This window comes from Cytobacillus sp. C11.1, from assembly GCF_058145115.1.
This window is the reverse complement of the sequence record NZ_CM176935.1, coordinates 2,377,561-2,397,610: the sequence shown is the minus strand read 5'-3', so window position 1 is coordinate 2,397,610 and position 20,050 is coordinate 2,377,561. Positions and strand designations below refer to the sequence as shown.

The window sequence follows — 20,050 nt, the reverse complement described above, 5'->3', positions numbered from 1 at the left end:
CTCCAACTCCCCCAAGTTTTCTACCATTATACTTTAAGGGAGTAAAGCGACGCAATCAAAATCTACTCATTTTGGCGGATAATTAGCAATTGTCCAACATTAATAACATCTGTATCCAGTTTGTTGATTTCCTTGATTAATTCCGCTGAGGTTTGATAATTATTTGCAATGGCTGTAAGAGTGTCACCTTTTTTCACGGCATATCGCTCATAGTTTTCTGCACTAATTCTGAGCTTTTGGCCCGACACAATTTTATTTTGTTCAATTTTATTCAAACTCGTAATGGCATTAACTGATAAATTATACATCCTTGCAATCTCCCAGAGGGTTTCGCCCGGCTGGACAATATGGACCGATTCTTTCCCCTGGCCTGGTTCAGGTACAAGTATTTCGGCATTTTCAGATGGGTGTTCCAGTATTCGCGTCTGTCCCGGTCCAAGCTGTGATAATTGGGCTGATACCTCCTGTGCACTTTCTTCATTTAATGTAGCATACACCGGTTGTCCAATTTCTTCCTTCCCATAAGCTACAAAAGGATCGACTGCATTTTCTTTATCAACTGTCCATTCTCGTTTATGTATTTCAAAGTGGAGATGCACTCCGGAAGAGTCACCGGTGTTCCCCATTGTTCCTATTTTCTCACCCTGATTAACTTTTTGCCCTTCTCCGGCCAAGCGCTCGTTCATATGTGCATAAACGGTTTCCGTTTGGTTGCTGTGCTTTATAAAAATAACATGTCCATAAGTTTGTGAATAATACGATTTTGATACAATTCCAGAGTCGACAGCATAAACTGGCGAACCGGATTCGGCAGCAATATCGATTCCCTTATGTTGGCCATGCCTTGTCCCAAATGTATCTGTAATCACACCATCTGCAGGCCACATCCAGTCCCTTGTAAGGTCCTCAACATTTAGCTCGGCAGCTTTAGAATGCTTCCCTCCTAGAAATAATAGACCAACACAAAGAGCCATTATTCCTGCAATAAAGAAACGTCTTATGTAATCCCTCATTCTTTTCCTCCTAAATTGTTAGCCTGAATCACTAGCTGAATTTTGAGCTATTAAAAAATCTTCAGCGGCTCTCTTTTTCACCCTATGACAGCTTGTACTATTTTAGAACCGAATATATTTGGATGTTGGTTCCAAAAGCACATTTGTTAGTATACTTCCTGCCTGAGGTTTTTTATGCAAAGTTCTTTTAAACTTCTCTGTTGATTTCCATTCCACCACTCGCTCCGAGGGCTCCATATGACCCGCTTCTGCCCCAGAACTTTGAAAAAAAAGCTTCCTCGGATAAACCTTCGACGTAGGAAATGCGAATGTATATCTGAGCACCTCAAGCCATTCGTTCCACTCAACAGAGTGCCAAAATCATCCTATACTCCAAAATTTTTTTTGCACAACAAAAAAGACGGCCTCAATGGGCCGCCTTTTTAATTTGGCAATTCACGTTTATTTGCCGCCACCGGCACTTTTAATTCATTAGATAGGTCAAAGTTGCCAATCTTATCAACATCAGCATTTTCAAGCTTAACTGTCTCAAAGTTAAATTCCTTTGCAGTCAGCAAGATCGCTTCTATGGCATGGAGTGTTGGTTCATTATCAATAATTTCCGATTCACTTTCGAAGCGGATCAGAAGCTTCCGTTCCTGTAATTCTTCTGCTTCAAAATTAATATCTTCAGGAATGGATGCCTGCAAATTGTCTTCACCACGGTTCTTTTTCATAGCCCTTAGAGCGTCTTTTATAGAATCGAGCTTTTCCCTTAGAGGAACCATAAAGGGCTTAGATTCCGAACCATCCGGATACAGAAAATAATATATTAAGTTGCCAGTGCCTTTTTCCGGCACAAGGTTTTCTCTATATCCGAAATGGCTAAATTCAATGCCCTTTTGACCCTCGGTTGCAAGGTTAACCTTTTCTATTTCAAGATTATGCATAACATTTCCAAGAACCTTTTCAAGCAGCAGTTCAGTAGTAGAGGACATACTGTAAGGGTGGTCCTCAGGTACATCAACTGTTAATGTTCTATTTTCCTGGTCATAACTAAAGTTTGCTTTTAGTGGATAATAATCGGATAGTCCCCATTCCTCTTCAGTCAGCCTGCTCATGCTGTCTTCAAACAATTCAAATTTGGATTTTGCGGGATTCTCATCAACCAGAACGCTGACCGGAACGATGTTTTGAGCAGTCTGATCCGGAATAGCATACGTTAGCACTTCTTTCCCGGTCAAATCTTCCTCATAAACAGCAGTAGGACTAGTATTAGAAGCTAAAGATTTCAAGCTGATCTGATCATTTGATTCTGTTTCCGCATTATTTTTAGAAGCATCATCAAATTGTTCCGCTTTATCCTCTCCTATTTCTTCTTCCTTTGCTTTTAATTCGGCTTCATTATCGTTGGCTTCAAAAAGATTGTTTTCAGTGGCAATCTCTGCAGATGAAGAAAATTTATCAGCTTGGATCTCGACTGATTTATCGGCAGACTCCTGCCAATTTATAAGGCTTGGGGCAAGAATAAAAAATAGGAGCAAGGCAGCGGCGGCGGAAGCAGCAGGCAGGATCCATGTTTTTTGTTTTCGTTTTCCGATTTTCATTTCAATGCTTTGATAGATTTCTATTTGATCACGGTTATCTTTTATTTTTGGCATCTGACTTAATAATTCTTCGATCTGCTCATCGCTCCACTTTGACTTCCTCATTATTCATCCCCTCCTTTACCATTATGTCTTCCATATATTTTTTCAAAACCTTTAATGCTCTATGCTGAGTTGTCTTAACTTTACTTTCAGTCCAGCCTAATGCCTCGGCAGTTTCAGTAATGGTAAGCTCATGAATGTATCTCATGATGATAACCAGCCGCTGGTCAACTGTGCACAAATCCAGGCATCGGTAGATCAGTTGTATTTCTTCCCTTTGCATGGCGATTTCTTCCGGCAGGGGAAGCTCATCCATTACCTGCTGGGTAGACCAGTCAAATTTCTCCATAATCTTTTGTTTCCACCCTTTTTGTTTGCGGAAAGAATCGATGGCAACATTACGGGCAATTGAAAAAAGCCATGTTTTTTCACTGCTTTTTCCTTCAAAACGTTCGTATGATTTTAACACTCTTATATAGACTTCTTGGACCAGGTCCTCAGCCAGTTCCTTGTTTTTGACCATATAAAAAAGAAATTGAAAGACATCATGATGGTATTTTTTATAAAGTTCATCAAAAACGGAGTCCATGGATTCCCCTCCCCGTTCAATTAAATAGTCGTTATCTCTCTAAAAAAAGTTACAATTTAACTATATTATTATTCATAAAAAAAAGGAAGGATAATTCGACATCTCCTTCCCCCAGAATTCTATTTACTTTCAGCTGATAAAATGTTCCGCAAATGTTTCCCGTGTATCAAGAACAATCGCCACATTTCTCGATTTTACCCTTCATTTCGAGGAATAAAAATAGAAAATGTCGTACCTTGTCCCAACTTACTTTGAACAGTGATATGGCCTTTGTGTGCCTCAATAATATTTTTGGCGATAGCCAATCCAAGTCCGGTTCCCGAGCGCCCTCTTGTCCTTGCTTTATCTGCTTTATAAAAACGTTCAAATACAAACGGCAGATCTTCTTCAGGTATGCCCGATCCTGAATCTTTCACTTCAATAAACAAACCGCGCTCGTCGCTATGTTCCATTACTTTAACTTCGCCATTCTCTGGTGTATGGCGGATCGCATTATCGATCAGGTTTGTCATCACTTGTTCAATCCTGTCCGGATCAAAAGGTATAAACGTTTCCTTGCTCTCCAAGTCGAATTGAAGGCTAATATCTTTTTCTTTTGCGAGGCCTTGAAATTTACGGATGATCCTTTGCAGATATGCATTTACTTCTATTTCTTCCATTGTCAGTTGGATATGCCCCGCTTCCATTCTTGCCAGATCAAGAAGTTCATTTACAAGCCTTCCCATTCTTAAGGATTCGTCATAAATGACACTTGCCATTTCTTTTTTCTCTTCAACCGTTCCGGCAATATCATCTACGATTGCCTCACTGTATCCCTGCATCATGGAAATTGGTGTCCTTAATTCATGTGAAACATTTGCAATGAAATCGTTGCGTAGTTTATCAAGTTTGCGTTCTTCTGTCATATCTCTGATTACAGCGACAGCGCCTCGTATAAACTTATTATTATATAAAGGGCTGACAATGATCACCCATGAACGGCCTTGAATGGAGATTTCACCGATCTGCTCTTTTTCGGTGTTAACAGCCAGTTGAAAAAGTTCCATTACTTTGGAAGGCACGGCCTCAGTATTTTTAACAGCCTCACCCTGCTCGTAAAACCAGCTTTGTAAAAAGCGTTCGGCAGGAGGATTTGTTATGAGTATGGTACCATCCCTGTTAAACGTGATAACACCATCAGCCATACCGCTTAGAATACTTGCAAGCTGTTCTTTTTCCTGACTAAGGGCATTCATATTGAATTTCAGCTGCCTGCCCATTTGATTAAACGCGGTAGCTAATTCACCTATTTCATCATGTGTAAGAATTGGAACCTTTGTATCGAATTTCCCTCTTGCCACCTCAAAAGCAGCCTCTTTCATCTTTCTTAGCGGTGCGTTAATTCTTGTTGATAAGAAAAACGCAAAAATAGTTGTTAAGATGATTGCGACTCCTGCAGCAAGCAAGATAAATTTCGTTGTTGATCTTGTGGTTTCCTGCATAACCTCAATAGACTGGTAGATAAAAACAGCTCCATTGCTGTTACCGAGTTCAAGCGGGACACCTATAATCAAAATCCTGCTTTCATCATCAGCGCCTGCATCCGCATATTCGGGATTAACGGAGGATACTTTTTTAACCGTTTTATTTTTTGTAAGGACTTCTTTTAAGTCTTTCTCCTCTATCAGATAAGAAACAGGCAGTTTCAATGCATCTGTATGGTTGGGAGAATAATAATATTCTGTCGGCGTATTAATAATGACTACTTTTGTAACATCATCAACAAGCTCCCAGGAAATTTCTAAACCAACATCCCGGTCATGCTCTTTCATAATCCTGGTGATTTTGTGGGCTGTGTTGGTCAGCCCTTTTTCCGTCTCATTTATATGATAATTCTCAAAAAACTCCAAAAGCATCACAGTTAATATTAGCAATACAAAGGAAACCAATAAGAGGATTGTACCCCAAAGCTTACCTACTACACTCCGCCAAAGCATCATTCATTGACAACCTCGAACTTATAGCCCACTCCCCATACGGTCACAATCATTCTGGCAGCCTGTTCGGAAACTTTGTTTAGTTTTTCACGAAGGCGTTTTACGTGGGTATCAACTGTTCTTAAATCCCCAAAAAATTCGTAGTGCCATACTTCTTTCAACAGCTGCTCACGATCAAAGACCTTATCTGGTGCCTTTGCAAGAAAGTAAAGCAATTCATATTCTTTTGGAGTTAAACTTACTTCTTTCCCATCAGCCAATACTCTGTGGGCATCATTATCAATTGTTAAATGCGGAAACACAATCACATCTTTGGCAGTGGTTTCTGTTTGAAGGTAAGTCGTTTTGGAAGATCTTCGCAATAATGCCTTTACTCGCAAAACAACTTCCCTTGGACTAAACGGTTTTACAATATAATCATCAGTTCCTACCTCAAAGCCCTGAACACGGTTTACCTCTTCACCTTTAGCTGTCAGCATGATAACAGGAGTAGCTTTTTTTCTCTAAGATCTTTGCATACTTCAAGCCCGTCTTTGCCGGGCATCATTAAGTCAAGAAGAATGACATCATAATCGTTTGCCAATGCCTTTGATAAAGCCTGATTTCCATCCTCTGCTTCATCAATTGTGTAATTTTCTCGTTCAAGATACATTTTTAATAATCGGCGAATTCTTTCCTCATCATCCACTACTAAAATCTTTACTTCGTTTTCCATTTCACAAATCCCCCTAATGATTTAATAAGCCTCATTTCTCATAGATTGTGTTCTGTTTATGAATAATGCCCGTTGATTAAAAATACGTTTGCCTTGAAAAAGCAACAAACTATACGAAAACAACCCTTTAATAAAGAAATAAATGAAGTTTTAAATAAAGCCTTCACTATTGTGAAGTGAAGGCTCATATTTTTCCATTATGATCCGGCATAGGAGTGCAGACCCGCAATGACCAGGTTAACAGCAACAAGATTGAACATGATAATGACAAACCCTATTACAGCAAGCCAGGCTGACTTCTCGCCATGCCACCCTTTAGAAAGGCGGAGATGCAGGTAAGCAGCATAGAAAAGGAAGGTAATAAGCGCCCATACTTCCTTCGGATCCCATCCCCAAAAGCGTGTCCAGGCAATTTGTGCCCATATCATGGCAAAAATCAGTGCTCCGAGGGTGAATACCGGAAATCCGATTAGTACGGATCGATAGCCAATCTCATCAACTAAGTCAAGATTGATATTTTTCGCTAGAGGCTGCAGCGCTGCTCCAACCCGTTTGCGGAGTATCGCTCTTAACAGCAGATATAGAATGATACCCGATGCCAAAGACCATATAACCGTATTTAATTTTTTAGCATTAATGATTGCTGGCATTTCCGCTAACGGTTCAAATTTCCCTTCTGTCAGCATCTGTCCCTCATTGGGACCTGTTAAAGCGGGCATATGATATTCAAGAACTGCTTCCTGCCCGTTTTTATCAATCCAATTAAATTCTGCTTTATATCCCATACTTGCGAAAGTTGAGCTGATGATGACAAAGCCTAGTGTACAAACCAATCCGAACATAACTGCTTCAAGCCAGAATCTTTGTTTACTTTGCTTAGTCTGATCAACTGATTTAACTAAATAAATAATTCCCGCTGCAAAGCTTACCGCCAAAATAGCTTGCCCGATAGCAGCAGTTGTGACGTGTATGTGAAGCCAGTCACTTTGCAATGCCGGAATCAGCGGTGAAACTTCCCTTGGAAACATGCTTGCATACGCGATCATCAGCAATGCTACCGGAAGGGTAAAAACTCCCAAAATTGGTGTTTTATAAATTAGGTAAATAACAATAAATGCACCTACGAGCGACATTCCAAAAAACGTTGTAAATTCAAATAAGTTGCTGACCGGGGCGTGCCCGGCAGCAATCCATCTGGTTATAAAGTATCCCAGTTGCGCAATAAAGCCAATTATTGAAATCCATAGTCCAAGAGTTGCCCACCTGTTTGGCCCTTTTTTTGGGTTTTTCTTATCTTTAATGGAGCCAGCAAAAAAGACAGTAGCAATTAAATAGAGAATAAAAGCTGTATATAATAAATTGCTGCTTAAATTAACCACTCCGATTCCTCCTTAGCCTTTTTTCTCACTTTGTTCTTGCAGCTGGTCTTCAGGTTCGTTAATCCCGGTTCCATCCAGAACTGCTTCAATTTCTCGTTTAAGTCCATGCCAGTTTTTATTTGTGTGGCCGGCTACCCACACCTCGCCATTAACACGGCGAAGCCAAATGCGTCGATGGTTCCAGTAAGCCCCCTGAGCAACACCTATCATGAAAATGGCACCACCCAATGCGATAATCCATAGAGTTAAATCCTTCCGGACTGTCAAAGCCGACACATTCTTAGTATCTACACCTTTAAATGCCATCTTGTATTCATTATCGCCAAATGGCTCAATTGTCTGTCTTATAGCCACAAAACTGATTTCCCCATCAGGCTTATCCGGTGTATACATCTTAAAAACAAAGGCAGGATTATTAGGAATTCTTGACTTTGTAACCGGCTCCCCGTTTTCATCAAATTCAAAATCAGGAAAATAGCTGACAATTTCAGCTTTATAGCCATTACCAAGATCATATACATCCTTTGGATCATTTAAATCAATTGTTAAGTCGCCAAACTCTTCACCAGTCTGTTTATTGGTCAAGGCGAAGGACATTTTATTTAATTCATCAAGTTTGTAATCCACTTGGTATAAAGCAAAGTTTTCAAACTTGAGAGGCTCATTTACCCTTATTTCGAAATCTTTCACTTTCTCAAGGTCTGCCTCTTCTCCTGCAACTGCATCTCCCTGTTTTTTATAAAGAGTGACATTCGACTGGTAGTTTTTGGCTACCATTCCAGCTTTATCAATGGCTTCACCGAACACTTTGTTATCCTTCTCTTTATCGTAGACTTCAAGAATGAATGCATCATTCTTCAGGTAGTATTCCCCACTGGTTTCTGGGATGACCTTAGTCTCACCTTCCCGAATCCATAAAATTTTATCTACATACATGCCGGGAACAAAACGCAGCATGCCGCCTATTAGAAATATGATAAGTCCAACATGGTTAACGTATGGGCCCCATCTTGAAAAGCGGCCTTTTTCAGCAAGAAGGTTTCCATCTTCTTCTCTTAATTTGTATTTCTTTTCTTTTAACTTACCTTTTGCAATTGAAAAAGCCTGGTCTGTATTTTCAACTTCTGAAACTCCAAAAACCCTCTGGCGCTGCAGATAGCTTTCGTGCCTGCTTACCCGCTGCTTTTTCAAAGCCCTGTATAATGGAACAACCCTGTCAAGGCTGCATATTACCAGCGATATTCCAATGGAGGCAATCAAAATTAGATACCACCAGGAGCTGTATAGATTATGGAATCCTAGATCATAGTATAACTTGCCTATCCAACCATACTGATCCTCGTAATATTCAGCTGCTGGCATGATTGGCGGGATATACATTTCCTGCGGCAGGATCGTGCCAAGTGCTGAAGCAACCAGCGTAATAACAATGAGCCAGACCCCGACTTTTACAGACGAAAAAAAGTTCCAAATTTTATCAACGATCGTTTTATTATAGGTTTGCGAACGGCGGGCACTTCCTTCATACCGCATATCCAGAAGCTTTTTTTCTTTATCTTTTTCTTCCAAAACCTTGCCGCAGGATTCACAAAGAACCGTTCCATGCGGATTTACATGGCCGCATTCGCATTTTACTTCTTTCATATATAAAAACTCCCCGTAACTTATGGTTTAATCTGTTCCATATAGTCCTTAATCGTAGCTTCAGTCATCTCTCCTGTTATATACTTGATCACCTTTCCTTCTTTATCAATCAAAAAGGTAGCAGGAAGAGGATTAATTCCATACGCTGATTGAACCTGGGTTTCCTTATCTATTACTATTGGGAACGACAGATTGTAACGGTCAGAAAATTTATTTACTGCCAGGTCGGTTTCCCCTACATTGACTGCCAGCACTTGAACACCCTGGTCTTTAAATTGTTTATATTGGTTGTTCATATAAGGCATTTCTTTTTCACAAGGCTTGCACCATGTACCCCAGAAATTCAGGAAAACCCCTTGTCCTTCATAATCTGAAAGCCGATGTTTCTTCCCATCCATATCTGTCAGAACAAAGTCAGGCGCTTTTTCACCGACAGCAACCTTTTGCACCTGATCTTTTGTAAAATTAGCGTATAAGGTATATGCCACTGCAGCACCAAGGACAAGCAGAATGACTGTTCTCATTACCAGACGCTGCTTTTTCATATATAAATCCCTCCCGAAGCCGACCCCTTAACGATTATATCAATCGGAAACGGAGTCTAAAAAATCAAATTTCTTCATTATTAACAATTTATCAGGTTACTATGTAGCAACTTAGGATCATGAATAGCCTGCACAGCTGTTTATTATTATATCATTTTTCAACATGCCGACATTGTTAACAAATGAGCGTAACTGTGACACTTCTATGAATTTTTTAGAAGCCAGCCAGCTATTTATCACTTTTTCTTCATCGCAAGTGCACGTAGCTGCTTCACCTCATGGGCTGTTAGTTCCCTTGCATCCCCAGCTGATAATCCCTGCAAAGTCAGGAATCCGTATCTTTCCCTTTTTAGCTTGAGAACAGGATGCCCTATCGCTTCAAACATCCTTCTTACCTGGCGGTTACGTCCTTCATGAATGCTGATCTCAATAATGGATGTTTGTTTTTTCTTATCCATTGATAAAAGCTTTGTCCTTGCAGGGGCTGTTTTTCCATCTTCTAGTACGACCCCTCTTTGAAGGTTCTTAATGCTCTCCCTGGAAGGAATTCCTTTTACCTTGGCAACATACACCTTCTCAATTTCATTGCTTGGATGCATTAACAGATTTGCAAACTCGCCATCATTTGTAAGAACCAGCAGGCCTGATGTATCATAATCCAGCCTTCCTACAGGATAAATTCTTTGTTTAATTCCTTCGAAGTAATCTGTGACAACTTTCCTTCCTTTATCATCGGATACAGCTGAAATCACGCCTCTTGGCTTATACAGGAGAAAGTAAACAGGCTCTTCCCTTTCTACAGGAATTCCATCGACTTCTATTCGATCTGACGGCGACACCTTTACTCCCAGTTCTTTGACTGTTTTTCCGTTTACCTTTACGCGTCCCTCAGCCATAAGCTCCTCAGCTTTTCTTCGTGAAGCAAACCCTGCATGGGCAATGACTTTTTGCAATCTTTCCATTTATGTCACCTCATAGATTTAATAACAGATTTTCATTCTTTTTTCACTCCTAATGAATTATGACACAATTCGCCATGTTTTCAAAGCAACCATGATCAAATAAGTGAGTTCGCAGCAATCATGAATTAGCCTGAAGCACGGACATAAGCACAAAAACAAAAAAAGATACCTTTCAGCAGGTACCTTCTTTATAATACTGATTTATTAAGAACATATTAATTTCCATAAAAGCCCCCTCCAAGGAAAGCAGAAGAATCTTATACACTTCCAAACACAAGCGTAACGATCATGATTGCAGCAATGATTCCGGCCAAATCGGCAAGCAGTCCAACTTTTAAGGCATCCCCCATTTTCTTGATTCCAACCGCCCCAAAATAAACGGTTAATACATAGAAGGTCGTATCCGTACTTCCCTGCATGACAGAAGCAAGCCTGCCAACAAAAGAATCGGGTCCATGGACCGCTATTAAATCACTGGTCATCCCCAGGGCTGCGGTTCCAGAAATGGGACGAATAATAGCCAAGGGTACGATATCTGGCGGCACTCCGATTGCCTCCAGTCCAGGCCTGATAAAATCCATTAAATATTCAAGTGCTCCTGACGCCCTGAAAACCGAGATTGCCACTAGCATGCCTACGAGGAAAGGAATAATCGATACAGCAATTTTGATGCCTTCCTTTCCCCCTTCTACGAAACTTTCATATGTAGGTACCCTTTTAAAAGTACCATATACTAATATAAAACCTATTAAAACTGGAATAAACCAGAGTGAAATAACTGATACAATCTCCATTTATACCTCATCCTTTACGGGTTCTTCGATAATAGAAATAACGGTCGATCATTATAGCCGCCAATGTAGAGCAAAAGGTAGCAACTAAAGTAGGACCCACGATATCAGTAGGAGAGGCGGAGTCATAATTCATCCGGATCGCTATCACGGTTGTAGGTATTAAAGTGAGGCTGGAAGTATTGATAGCCAAAAAGGTAACCATTGACCGGCTCGCTTCATTTTTGCCCCCATTCAATTCTTTAAGCTCCTCCATGGCTTTTATGCCGAGTGGCGTTGCAGCATTCCCCAAACCAAACATATTGGCCATCATATTGGAAAGTATATACCCCATTGCCGGATGGTCATTTGGAATCTCTGGAAAAAGTCTTATTACAATGGGCCTGAAAAGGGCAGCCAGCTTTTTTAGAAGTCCGGCATCCTCAGCTATCCTCATCATGCCTAGCCAAAAAACAAGGATGCTGATCAATCCGATACATAATGTGACCGCTTCTTTTGCACCGTTAAAGATCGCTTCGTTCACCTCATTCATGGTGCCATTAATCATTGCAAAAAGGATTCCAATTGCAGTCAGCATAACCCATATGATATTAACCATTTTTTTTCACTCCGGCGATGGTGGTAAACAAGCTTCTAAAATAGTCTAATAGAGACTTATCTTCTTTTATTTTTTCCGTTTTATAATATATAGCAAGTTTTTTTACAGGCTGGTTATCAAAATAGACAGTTGCCTGTCCGACAACTTCCGGTATTTCCCGGCTGTCTTCCCACTCTTCCTTTGGTTTTTGAAACTTGAAGTCAATTTTAAAATGGTTTTTTTCTTCTTTTGTCACTGGGTAGCTGTATGCTTGTTTCAAATATACTTTATTTTTATAAAATTCATCCTCTATATCCTTAATAGACCCTTGAGGCAGAACCTCTACCACATCGTAATTTTTAAATGCGGTCTCATACATATTGATATGGTCGTTCCAATCATCCGGTCCGTTCAAGGTTACAGCTATCAGGTTCAAATTACCTTTCGAAGCAGTAGTAACAAGGGTTCTCTTTGCGCGTTTCGTATATCCTGTTTTTCCGCCGGTGCAATACTCGTATAATTCTGTCAGCAGTCTGTTTTTGTTTTTCCACACTCTGTCCCAGCTTTCATTCGGATTTGGAGCCCTGTGCACTTCAGTACCAGCAATCTTTTGATACATTTCATTTTTCATGGCATATCTTGTTAACAAGGCCATGTCATAGGCTGTTGAATAATGGTCTTCATGATCGTCCAGACCATGAGGATTAGCAAAATGAGTATTTTTCATCCCAATTTCTTCCGCTTTCTGATTCATTAAAAAACCAAAACCTTCAAGGCTGCCGCCGACATGCTCAGCAATGGCAACTGCGGAATCATTTCCTGAACGAAGCATAAGTCCGTATACCAGGTCCTCAAGCTTTATTTTTTCACCTGGCTGCAAATAAATCGATGACCCTTCAGCTCTTACAGCCTGATCACTTACTTTAACCGTTTCATCCAACTTTCCGGATTCTATCGCCAGGATGGCAGTCATAATTTTTGTAATGCTCGCGATTCTTCTGACTTTATTTGCTTCCTTCTCATAAAGAATGCGTCCTGAATCCTGCTCCATTAATATAGCGCTTCGAGCACTCACTGAAACAGAAGCTTCTGCCTTCTGCGGAATATTCAAGATCATCAATGCAGCAACTAATATTAAGGCCATCAGCCTGTTTAAGATTTTCATTGCACAAAACCCCGTCTCCTTTTATGGATGTCTATTTTTTCAGAAAAGCTCGGAAACTCATTGCGTGATAAAATGGCTGCTTGAGAAGGATGCCGATGCTTTTCTTTTGTTTGTACAAGTTTATGCAGGACAAGTAGTGATATGACTATTAAGTAAAACATGTCCTGATGTGATTGCTGCACAAATATGCTTGTCCTTTTTTTAAAAAAACTTGCTTTTTTATTATCGCTCCAGGTGCTCAGCGAACAGCGGGAGGAGTGGGACAGGTGAGACCCCACAGGTGCTGCGCACCGAGGAGGCACCGCCCCCCGCGGAAAGCGAGCACCCTGGAGCGGAAACCAACCTGCCTCCACTATTTTAAAAAGTAAAAAAGTTTGCGAATAAACAGCCATAATAAAAGACGGGAAACAGGATTCTGTTTCCCGCTTACTTATCAAAACGGCTTCCATTTCAGTTCTGATGCTTTCAGGAACCGGTTCTCAACATCCTTCCAGTTAACAACATTCCACCAGTTTTTCACGTAATCGCCGCGATTGTTTTTGTACTGGAGATAATAAGCATGTTCCCATACATCCAAAACAAGCAATGGGATTGTATCCCATTGAGTCAGGAGCATATGCCTTTCTGACTGAAGAATTTCAAGCCTGCGGGCCCTTGGTGACCATACAAGAAGTGCCCAGCCTACACCTTCGACCTGTTTGGCCGCCTCTGAAAAATGAGTCTTGAACCGATCAAAGCTTCCAAAGTACTTATTGATCTCATTCAATAAAGCCCCCGATGGCTTCCCGCCTCCCTTTGGACTCATGTTATTCCAGAAAATCGTATGGAGGTAGTGTCCTGAACCATGAAAAGCCAGTTCGCGGGACCAGTGTTTTACAAGACTGTAATCTCCTTTATCCCTTGCAATTTGCAGCATATTCTCTGCTTTATTTAACCCGTCCACATAGGATTGATGATGCTTATCATGATGAAGCTTCATTATTTCGCCTGAAATATGGGGTTCAAGTGCCTTATAATCATACGGCAGCTGCGGCAGGGTATGTTTACCGGCAGCGATATACGGTTCGTTCATATAGACATTCCCAACCCTCTGTCTATTTGTAAAATAATTCTCCATGTCTGAATGAAGCCCATCCACCTGTTCCTGGATTTTTTCCAACTCTCGAATATCCAGGTGCCCTGTAATTCCTTCCATTATGTCCGTAAAACTATCCAGCCTCTGCCAAAGCTCATTATTTTTATCAACATCCTCCGATTCCAAAAAACCTCTCAACTCCTTGTTCCATTGTGACACTTCTTTGATGTAATCTTCCATTTTACTCATACGTTCCATCACTCACTTCCTTATTTGGTTCCCTTTCTATATGTATGAGCGCAAGTTTGTACGATTGCCTAGGAATATAAGAAAGGTGCGAGGAGGTATTTTACTTGGATTTTAGTTTAATTACCAAGAAATAAGTAAGATTCAGTTTGGGATTGCACCTATTTGGATTGTATTTAGCCGTTACAGTAGTACGTTGCGTCGAGATTTTTCCTTATACGTGCTCAAACCGGTTAACAGCTATTTCCGTTTACCTGGCTGTCTCTAATAGGTAATATCGGATTTAAATATTCAATCAAAAAAAAGAACAGCAGTCTGCTGTTCTCTCTTAAACTATTATTTAGATTGAATCATTTTTGTGCGGTAATCTGTTTCGTAATACTCAAGTTCTTCTCTAATCCTTTGGAATTCTCCTTCCAATTGGCGAAACAGAGCTTTTAGGCTGTCCGGCACTTCCTCATGGAACTGGATGGAGTTTTTGCCTGTATAGGCTGAACGGCTATTTTCAAACCATGCATCATTTTTAGGAGAGAAGAACTCTTCAATACATTGATGATAGATACGGTATAAAGTTTTCTCGGCAGCACCTTTTTGGAAAGGGTCGCTTTTCGAAATAATATTGCAGGTATCGAGCCCTTCTTCACAAAAGACAATCAGCTTTCTAACATGGGATAGGATACTTTTGTAATAATCCGCATTTCCCTGTTTTTCTGCCTCTAAGTCCCTAATAGTTGTATTATTTAAAAAGTCTTCAAAAACTTTAACGCTATTACCGAGGAAATTTTTCACATCTTCCATTTGTGATTTAACGATTGAATTTCCCAATTATCACACCCCCATATTTGTAGACTGGCTATTATTGCGGTTGAATAATAAATTCTAAAGGAGATCGCAGGTCATAGGATTTTTTAATCTCCAGCGCTTCAAAAATTGAGGGAAGCTTGGAAAAGTCAAGATCCTGAAAATAGGATGCAAAGTCAGCCTTTGAATTAATATAGATACGTTTGCGGTGCCGGAAACCCGGGTTTTTAAGTAAACATGAAAGTGCAACAATATCCTTGAATTCCACTTCTCTGGTACCCGCAGCAAAGACCGGGTCACTCCCATAAGGTGTAAATTCATTAATGGATTCATCAAAGAAGCGGACATATAAAACATGAAAGGTCTTTTCCTGCCCATCTTCTTCAAACACAACTTCGCTACGATTAAAAAAGTCTTCAGATGTGTTCGGCTTTTCTTTTTCCAATTCGTATCCCCTGCAGTATTTAATCAGCAAGTAAAACCCTCCTAATTCCCTCGGTGGTTATACAATATATGTATGACAGCTATTTAGAAAAGAAAAGGGAAAAATTTAAGTTTATTTTACCATACTTCCATTGTAATGTGTCAGAAAACTCAAGAATCTATCTCCTGAAACTTTTCAAAAAATAGATCAGCTTCTTCCTGGAAAGAATCTTCTTCTTCACTTACCTTATCTGGAAGAGGCGGCAGTTCTTCAATACTCTTAAGCCCAAAATAATCAAGGAATTCCTTTGTCGTTCCATACAAGTAAGCACGCCCGGTACCTTCTGCCCGTCCGACTTCTTTGATTAGTGCTTTTGCAGCCAGTGTCTGGAGAGGCCTTTCGGTCTTAACTCCACGTATTTCTTCGATTTCTGTTCTTGTAATTGGCTGTCTATAAGCAATGATAGCCAGGGTTTCGAGTGCCGCCTGTGATAAGGTAGCAGCCGAGGGTGATTCCACAAGCTTCTTTAGATAATTGGAGTACTCTTTTTTTGTAACAAGCTGAAATGTGGCCGCAAGCTCAACCACCATAATCCCGCGTGTGCTATTGTCTTTGTAATCATTCATTAAGTCATCCATGATTTCACGGGCCTGTATTTCTTCAACGTCAAGGACATGCGCAATTTGCTTTAAAGATAAGCCTTCATCACCCGCTGCAAACAGCAGGCTTTCTGCTATCCCCTTCCAATTAATAATCTCCATGTTTTTCTCCTCCTTCCATGGAAGCCACATAGATTTCTGAAAAATTCCGATCCTGTTCAACTTGTATTTCCCTGCGCTTGATTAACTCCAATACTGCAAGGAACGTTACAACTATATATTCTCTGTCAGGTACCGGAAAAAGTTCATTAAAGCTTTTCCTGCCCTTCATGTTTTTTAGCTGCTCTACAATTTCGGACATCCGCTTTTCAATGGGAATCTCCTGCCGGGCAACTCTGGTAGTCAAAGGCCTCTGCAGCTTTTTTCTTCTTAACAACTTCTGTAAAGCTCCAAGCATATCATAGAGGCTAACGTTCAATTCTGCTTTTTCTGGCTGAGCATCCTTTACAAAATCCGAAAGGTCCGCTGGCGGTTTCGTAAACATTAGGCTTCTTTCCTGCTCACGCTCTTTAAGTTCATCTGCCGCTTCCTTAAATTTCCGATATTCAATAAGCCGTTCAACTAATTCATCCCTTGGATCTTCTTCCATATCCATTCCGAATTCGTCTTCAAGTTCTTCCTCTTCATGCTTCGGCAGCAGCATTTTGCTTTTAATAGCCAGAAGCGTAGCAGCCATTACAAGGTATTCGCTCGCTACATCAAGCTGAAGCTCCTTCATTGTATGTATATATAAAAGATATTGCTCGGTAATTTCCGAGACCGGAATATCATAAATATCTATTTCCAGCCGGTTGATTAGATGAAGGAGCAAATCAAGCGGCCCCTCAAAAGCATCAATCTTTACATTATAATGATCATATTGCATAAAATTCCCACCAAATTTTTCTGAAAAATTAAATTAATTTACATCCGATTCCCTGCAAACATAGTAAAAGACTATATTTAGTATAGATTATTCATTAGTGTTATCCAATAGAAAAATAACCCTATGTCCTAGATTATCCTCTAATATCCTCAAAAAAATAATGGATTCGCCCAAACACTCCGGCTAATGCCTACATAGGATGTATGGAATACAAAGATAACAGGAGGTATTTGATATGTCTAATGCTGGAATTGGCGATTGCTGGGGAACCGGATTTGCTTTGATTGTTGTATTGTTCATTTTATTGATCATTGTGGGAGCTTCCTGGTGCTTCTAAAAATATAAAAAAGTATTTTATTTAGGCTTTTTTCGCTAAAAGATTGTTGTTTTTGCTTTTGAATTCAGACCGTTGATTTCCGCTGCGGGCATTTGCTTTCCGCGGGGAGGGTTACGAGCCTCCTCGGCTTCGCCTGTGGGGTCTCGCACTTCTCAAATAGCAACAAAATTTACGAAAACAGCAAAAAAGCCGTTATTTAAAATAGCTTAAAGCCCGGATGATTCCGGGTTTTTATTTTTCAGCATAGATCCCTCAGGCCTGTATGTTAAAATATAGATAGAATTCGCAGGGAGTGAAACTATGTATCCGGATGATTATATAAAGTTTCTGGTCCATTTTCATGGTGATCGCGATTATTTTGAATGCCATGAAGTACTTGAGGAATACTGGAAAAGCGTTGATAGAAATAATAAAACTTCCCACTGGGTCGGTCTTATTCTTATGGCAGTTTCCTTTTACCATCATCGCCGGGGAAATTTCAAGGGGGCAGAGCGTACCCTTAGGAAAGGAATCAGCATCCTGGAAAACCAGCCAGCTGAAATGACAAAGCTAGGGCTTGAGGCTGGTCAATTGATCGAGGACTTAAAAAACAGACTGCAAGTAATTAAGGCAGGCGGCAATTATACGAGCTTTAATTTACCTATTGAAGATCCGATTCTCCAAGCAAAATGCATAAAAATGTGCTCAGGACAAGGATTTAAATGGTGTGCCAATAGTAACTTGGATGATGAAAACTTAGTTTACCGCCATAAAAAAAGGGACCGGAGCGAGGTAATTAAAGAGCGGTTTGAAGCAATGCATAGAAAACAAATGAAATAGAGAAAAAGGCAGGAATAGTTTCTATTCACTGCCTTTTTCCTTATTCTCATTCAAATCGCATTTATTCAGGAAGGATTTGGTTTCTTCCGTAGCTGTCAGGCTTTTCCCCGGATAAAGTTCATCCAGTGCTTTTATCATCGTTTTGCCTATTCCCTGATGACGGTGTGAAGGATTGACAGAGATATGCTGAATTTCCAAGGTACTGTCACTTGCAGTTACACCTACCAGCCCAATAATATCTTCTCCTTCTTTCCAAAGAAACAACTGCCAATTTTCTTCCATTTCATATTGCTTCATCGTTTGCTGCAATCTTTTCAAATCTTTCTCATTTGGCATAAAAGATAAAAGACCCATTGCAATTTTTTCAAATGATTTTTTATATCGAATTAGCATATTAATCCCTCATTATTTGAATAAAAACATCATAAACTATTTTTCCCAATTTATTAACTTTGTAAACTTCCCTTACCATTATATGTATTCAGGCTGAACATTGTTATCTTACGGATCAAACCGGCTGATTTTCTTTATCCTTATCTTGCCTTATCCCTGATCTGCACAATACTTTATACGATGAAAAACCAGTAAACCAGTCCCCAACCGAGACTTAGCACCAGCAATAAAATAAAAAGAAGCCAATTGCTTTTTTTCATAATTATTTACTGCCTCCACTTTACAATATCAAACCTATTGCTTTTAAACTATTATTCATTTTACACTATTCTCTTTAATAATTCCATTCCGCTTGCTGAATTAGGAATTTTGAGCTAAGGTTTCGTTAAGGAACCTGTGAAACCTTTTCTATTTTTTAATCGTCTATTAACAAGTAAAGCCATTCTGCTTCTATGAAAAAGCAGTGAGATATAGATATACCCTTTCTCAGGTTTCAACACTTAACTTAATGGCTTTAATATTTTACTCCGGGAGGAAACAAAATGAAATGGAATAAAATGCTTGCCATATTCATGATTTCGATGATATTTATTATGCCATTGCAGGCATTTGCTGATATGGCAGAAGGTGACATGATCATCACTTTAGGAGAGAATTTATCCGAAGAACAAAAAAATATGCTTCTCGCTGAGATGGAAGCTCCCAAAGATGCTGCCATTATTACTGTTTCAAATGAAGAAGAACATAAATACCTGGGTAACTATATTTCCAAAGCCCTGATCGGAACAAGGGCCATATCTTCTTCAGCAGTTACGATCGCTAAACCAGGCTCTGGACTCGAAGTCGAAACCAAGAATATTAACTGGGTAACCGATGAAATGTATATTAATGCGCTTATAACAGCAGGCGTAAAAGATGCGAAAATCTATATAACAGCTCCTGCCCCTGTTTCAGGCACCGCTGCTTTAACCGGTATCATTAAAGCTTATGAAATATCTGCAGAAAAAACTATTCCTGAAGATGTAAAGCAGGCTGCCAACGAAGAAATGGTTGAAACAGCCAAGCTTGGAGATTCGGTAGGAACAGAGAATGCAGCCGCTTTAATTGCAAAGATTAAAGAAGAGATTGCAAAAAATGCACCTGAGACAGATGCAGAGCTAAGAACCATTATCGAAAATGCAGCAAAGGAACTCGGCATCACTTTGACTGAACAAGAGATTTTAAGTTTAATAGATTTATTTAATAAGCTAAAAGAGCTGAATATCGACTGGAACCAAGTAGGCGAACAGCTCAATCAAGCAAAAGACAAAATCTCCAATTACCTTGAAAGTGAAGAGGGACAGGGGTTCTTAGAAAGCCTAAAGCGTTTTTTCGTTAGCGCAATAGATGCTATTAAAGCCTTTTTCTCATAAGTGCACAGCCTCAAAAAGTAAAGCTGCCTGGGACC

At 39.9% G+C, this 20,050-nt stretch carries 20 protein-coding genes and 1 pseudogene; 3 read left to right on the top strand and 18 right to left on the bottom strand.

Annotated elements, in window-relative coordinates:
* Nucleotides 1-62: 62 nt before the first annotated feature.
* From AC3ZVC_RS11865 to AC3ZVC_RS11785, 17 genes and pseudogenes are all read right to left on the bottom strand, one after another.
* Nucleotides 63-1,013 carry a M23 family metallopeptidase gene (locus AC3ZVC_RS11865; RefSeq protein ID WP_490068622.1) on the bottom strand — a complete coding sequence of 317 codons (951 nt, stop codon included), beginning with the start codon at nucleotides 1,011-1,013 and terminating at the stop codon, nucleotides 63-65.
* 422 nt (nucleotides 1,014-1,435) lie between these two features.
* Complete coding sequence (locus AC3ZVC_RS11860; RefSeq protein WP_490068621.1) at nucleotides 1,436-2,704, bottom strand: hypothetical protein; 1,269 nt, start codon at nucleotides 2,702-2,704, stop codon at nucleotides 1,436-1,438.
* The gene (sigX, locus tag AC3ZVC_RS11855) at nucleotides 2,679-3,230 is read right to left on the bottom strand and encodes an RNA polymerase sigma factor SigX (protein WP_490068620.1); all 552 of its coding nucleotides are present in this window, start codon (nucleotides 3,228-3,230) and stop codon (nucleotides 2,679-2,681) included. The genes AC3ZVC_RS11860 and sigX overlap by 26 nt, the downstream gene beginning before the upstream one ends.
* A 194-nt stretch (nucleotides 3,231-3,424) precedes the next feature.
* A complete protein-coding gene (locus AC3ZVC_RS11850) occupies nucleotides 3,425-5,209 on the bottom strand; it encodes an ATP-binding protein (RefSeq protein WP_490068619.1) in 1,785 nt (594 codons plus the stop codon).
* Nucleotides 5,206-5,921 (bottom strand): annotated as a pseudogene (locus AC3ZVC_RS11845) (response regulator transcription factor). Before AC3ZVC_RS11845 ends, AC3ZVC_RS11850 begins: the two are co-directional and overlap by 4 nt.
* Before the next feature lie 197 nt (nucleotides 5,922-6,118).
* Nucleotides 6,119-7,300 (bottom strand): c-type cytochrome biogenesis protein CcsB, encoded by a 1,182-nt coding sequence (gene ccsB, locus AC3ZVC_RS11840; RefSeq protein WP_490068618.1) that lies wholly within the window; start codon nucleotides 7,298-7,300, stop codon nucleotides 6,119-6,121.
* Nucleotides 7,301-7,312: 12 nt separating this feature from the next.
* On the bottom strand, nucleotides 7,313-8,944 hold the full coding sequence (gene resB, locus AC3ZVC_RS11835) for a cytochrome c biogenesis protein ResB (protein WP_490068617.1): 1,632 nt from the start codon (nucleotides 8,942-8,944) through the stop codon (nucleotides 7,313-7,315).
* Nucleotides 8,945-8,964: 20 nt separating this feature from the next.
* A complete protein-coding gene (gene resA / locus AC3ZVC_RS11830; protein WP_490068616.1) occupies nucleotides 8,965-9,489 on the bottom strand; it encodes a thiol-disulfide oxidoreductase ResA in 525 nt (174 codons plus the stop codon).
* A 236-nt stretch (nucleotides 9,490-9,725) separates the two neighbouring features.
* The gene (gene rluB, locus AC3ZVC_RS11825; RefSeq protein WP_490068615.1) at nucleotides 9,726-10,451 is read right to left on the bottom strand and encodes a 23S rRNA pseudouridine(2605) synthase RluB; all 726 of its coding nucleotides are present in this window, start codon (nucleotides 10,449-10,451) and stop codon (nucleotides 9,726-9,728) included.
* 257 nt (nucleotides 10,452-10,708) lie between these two features.
* Entirely contained in the window at nucleotides 10,709-11,245 is a 537-nt protein-coding gene (locus tag AC3ZVC_RS11820; RefSeq protein ID WP_490068614.1) for a spore maturation protein, read from the bottom strand.
* 7 nt (nucleotides 11,246-11,252) lie between these two features.
* Nucleotides 11,253-11,840 carry a nucleoside recognition domain-containing protein gene (locus AC3ZVC_RS11815; RefSeq protein WP_490068613.1) on the bottom strand — a complete coding sequence of 196 codons (588 nt, stop codon included), beginning with the start codon at nucleotides 11,838-11,840 and terminating at the stop codon, nucleotides 11,253-11,255.
* Complete coding sequence (locus AC3ZVC_RS11810; RefSeq protein WP_490068612.1) at nucleotides 11,833-12,984, bottom strand: D-alanyl-D-alanine carboxypeptidase family protein; 1,152 nt, start codon at nucleotides 12,982-12,984, stop codon at nucleotides 11,833-11,835. The genes AC3ZVC_RS11815 and AC3ZVC_RS11810 overlap by 8 nt, the downstream gene beginning before the upstream one ends.
* A 433-nt stretch (nucleotides 12,985-13,417) precedes the next feature.
* Entirely contained in the window at nucleotides 13,418-14,308 is an 891-nt protein-coding gene (locus AC3ZVC_RS11805) for a superoxide dismutase (protein ID WP_490068916.1), read from the bottom strand.
* Nucleotides 14,309-14,641: 333 nt separating this feature from the next.
* On the bottom strand, nucleotides 14,642-15,130 hold the full coding sequence (locus tag AC3ZVC_RS11800) for a YpuI family protein (RefSeq protein WP_490068609.1): 489 nt from the start codon (nucleotides 15,128-15,130) through the stop codon (nucleotides 14,642-14,644).
* A 31-nt stretch (nucleotides 15,131-15,161) separates the two neighbouring features.
* Complete coding sequence (locus AC3ZVC_RS11795) at nucleotides 15,162-15,581, bottom strand: hypothetical protein (RefSeq protein WP_490068607.1); 420 nt, start codon at nucleotides 15,579-15,581, stop codon at nucleotides 15,162-15,164.
* A gap of 119 nt (nucleotides 15,582-15,700) precedes the next feature.
* Nucleotides 15,701-16,291 (bottom strand): SMC-Scp complex subunit ScpB, encoded by a 591-nt coding sequence (gene scpB / locus AC3ZVC_RS11790; RefSeq protein ID WP_490068606.1) that lies wholly within the window; start codon nucleotides 16,289-16,291, stop codon nucleotides 15,701-15,703.
* Nucleotides 16,278-17,054, bottom strand: coding sequence for a segregation/condensation protein A (locus AC3ZVC_RS11785; RefSeq protein WP_490068605.1), 777 nt, complete (start codon nucleotides 17,052-17,054; stop codon nucleotides 16,278-16,280). The genes scpB and AC3ZVC_RS11785 overlap by 14 nt, the downstream gene beginning before the upstream one ends.
* Nucleotides 17,055-17,289: 235 nt before the next feature.
* Here AC3ZVC_RS11785 and AC3ZVC_RS11780 point away from each other — a divergent pair, with 235 nt between their 5' ends.
* Complete coding sequence (locus tag AC3ZVC_RS11780) at nucleotides 17,290-17,391, top strand: YjcZ family sporulation protein (RefSeq protein ID WP_214722788.1); 102 nt, start codon at nucleotides 17,290-17,292, stop codon at nucleotides 17,389-17,391.
* A gap of 300 nt (nucleotides 17,392-17,691) precedes the next feature.
* Entirely contained in the window at nucleotides 17,692-18,210 is a 519-nt protein-coding gene (locus AC3ZVC_RS11775; protein ID WP_490068604.1) for a DUF309 domain-containing protein, read from the top strand.
* A gap of 21 nt (nucleotides 18,211-18,231) precedes the next feature.
* Here the strand turns inward: AC3ZVC_RS11775 and AC3ZVC_RS11770 are convergent, their stop codons facing one another.
* The gene (locus AC3ZVC_RS11770) at nucleotides 18,232-18,603 is read right to left on the bottom strand and encodes a GNAT family N-acetyltransferase (protein ID WP_490068603.1); all 372 of its coding nucleotides are present in this window, start codon (nucleotides 18,601-18,603) and stop codon (nucleotides 18,232-18,234) included.
* Nucleotides 18,604-19,145: 542 nt separating this feature from the next.
* Here AC3ZVC_RS11770 and AC3ZVC_RS11765 point away from each other — a divergent pair.
* A complete protein-coding gene (locus AC3ZVC_RS11765; RefSeq protein ID WP_490068602.1) occupies nucleotides 19,146-20,015 on the top strand; it encodes a DUF1002 domain-containing protein in 870 nt (289 codons plus the stop codon).
* Nucleotides 20,016-20,050 lie beyond the last annotated feature (35 nt).

What these genes read in the sequence shown, in the direction of transcription:
- AC3ZVC_RS11815 (WP_490068613.1), bottom strand. Translation starts at nt 11,840, where the DNA reads ATGGTTAATATCATATGGGTTATGCTGACTGCAATTGGAATCCTTTTT.
- AC3ZVC_RS11865 (WP_490068622.1), bottom strand. Translation starts at nt 1,013, where the DNA reads ATGAGGGATTACATAAGACGTTTCTTTATTGCAGGAATAATGGCTCTT.
- AC3ZVC_RS11820 (WP_490068614.1), bottom strand. Translation starts at nt 11,245, where the DNA reads ATGGAGATTGTATCAGTTATTTCACTCTGGTTTATTCCAGTTTTAATA.
- AC3ZVC_RS11770 (WP_490068603.1), bottom strand. Translation starts at nt 18,603, where the DNA reads ATGCTAATTCGATATAAAAAATCATTTGAAAAAATTGCAATGGGTCTT.
- AC3ZVC_RS11850 (WP_490068619.1), bottom strand. Translation starts at nt 5,209, where the DNA reads ATGATGCTTTGGCGGAGTGTAGTAGGTAAGCTTTGGGGTACAATCCTC.
- AC3ZVC_RS11860 (WP_490068621.1), bottom strand. Translation starts at nt 2,704, where the DNA reads ATGAGGAAGTCAAAGTGGAGCGATGAGCAGATCGAAGAATTATTAAGT.
- sigX (WP_490068620.1), bottom strand. Translation starts at nt 3,230, where the DNA reads ATGGACTCCGTTTTTGATGAACTTTATAAAAAATACCATCATGATGTC.
- AC3ZVC_RS11805 (WP_490068916.1), bottom strand. Translation starts at nt 14,308, where the DNA reads ATGAGTAAAATGGAAGATTACATCAAAGAAGTGTCACAATGGAACAAG.
- rluB (WP_490068615.1), bottom strand. Translation starts at nt 10,451, where the DNA reads ATGGAAAGATTGCAAAAAGTCATTGCCCATGCAGGGTTTGCTTCACGA.
- AC3ZVC_RS11785 (WP_490068605.1), bottom strand. Translation starts at nt 17,054, where the DNA reads ATGCAATATGATCATTATAATGTAAAGATTGATGCTTTTGAGGGGCCG.
- AC3ZVC_RS11765 (WP_490068602.1), top strand. Translation starts at nt 19,146, where the DNA reads ATGAAATGGAATAAAATGCTTGCCATATTCATGATTTCGATGATATTT.
- AC3ZVC_RS11780 (WP_214722788.1), top strand. Translation starts at nt 17,290, where the DNA reads ATGTCTAATGCTGGAATTGGCGATTGCTGGGGAACCGGATTTGCTTTG.
- resB (WP_490068617.1), bottom strand. Translation starts at nt 8,944, where the DNA reads ATGAAAGAAGTAAAATGCGAATGCGGCCATGTAAATCCGCATGGAACG.
- resA (WP_490068616.1), bottom strand. Translation starts at nt 9,489, where the DNA reads ATGAAAAAGCAGCGTCTGGTAATGAGAACAGTCATTCTGCTTGTCCTT.
- AC3ZVC_RS11775 (WP_490068604.1), top strand. Translation starts at nt 17,692, where the DNA reads ATGTATCCGGATGATTATATAAAGTTTCTGGTCCATTTTCATGGTGAT.
- scpB (WP_490068606.1), bottom strand. Translation starts at nt 16,291, where the DNA reads ATGGAGATTATTAATTGGAAGGGGATAGCAGAAAGCCTGCTGTTTGCA.
- AC3ZVC_RS11810 (WP_490068612.1), bottom strand. Translation starts at nt 12,984, where the DNA reads ATGAAAATCTTAAACAGGCTGATGGCCTTAATATTAGTTGCTGCATTG.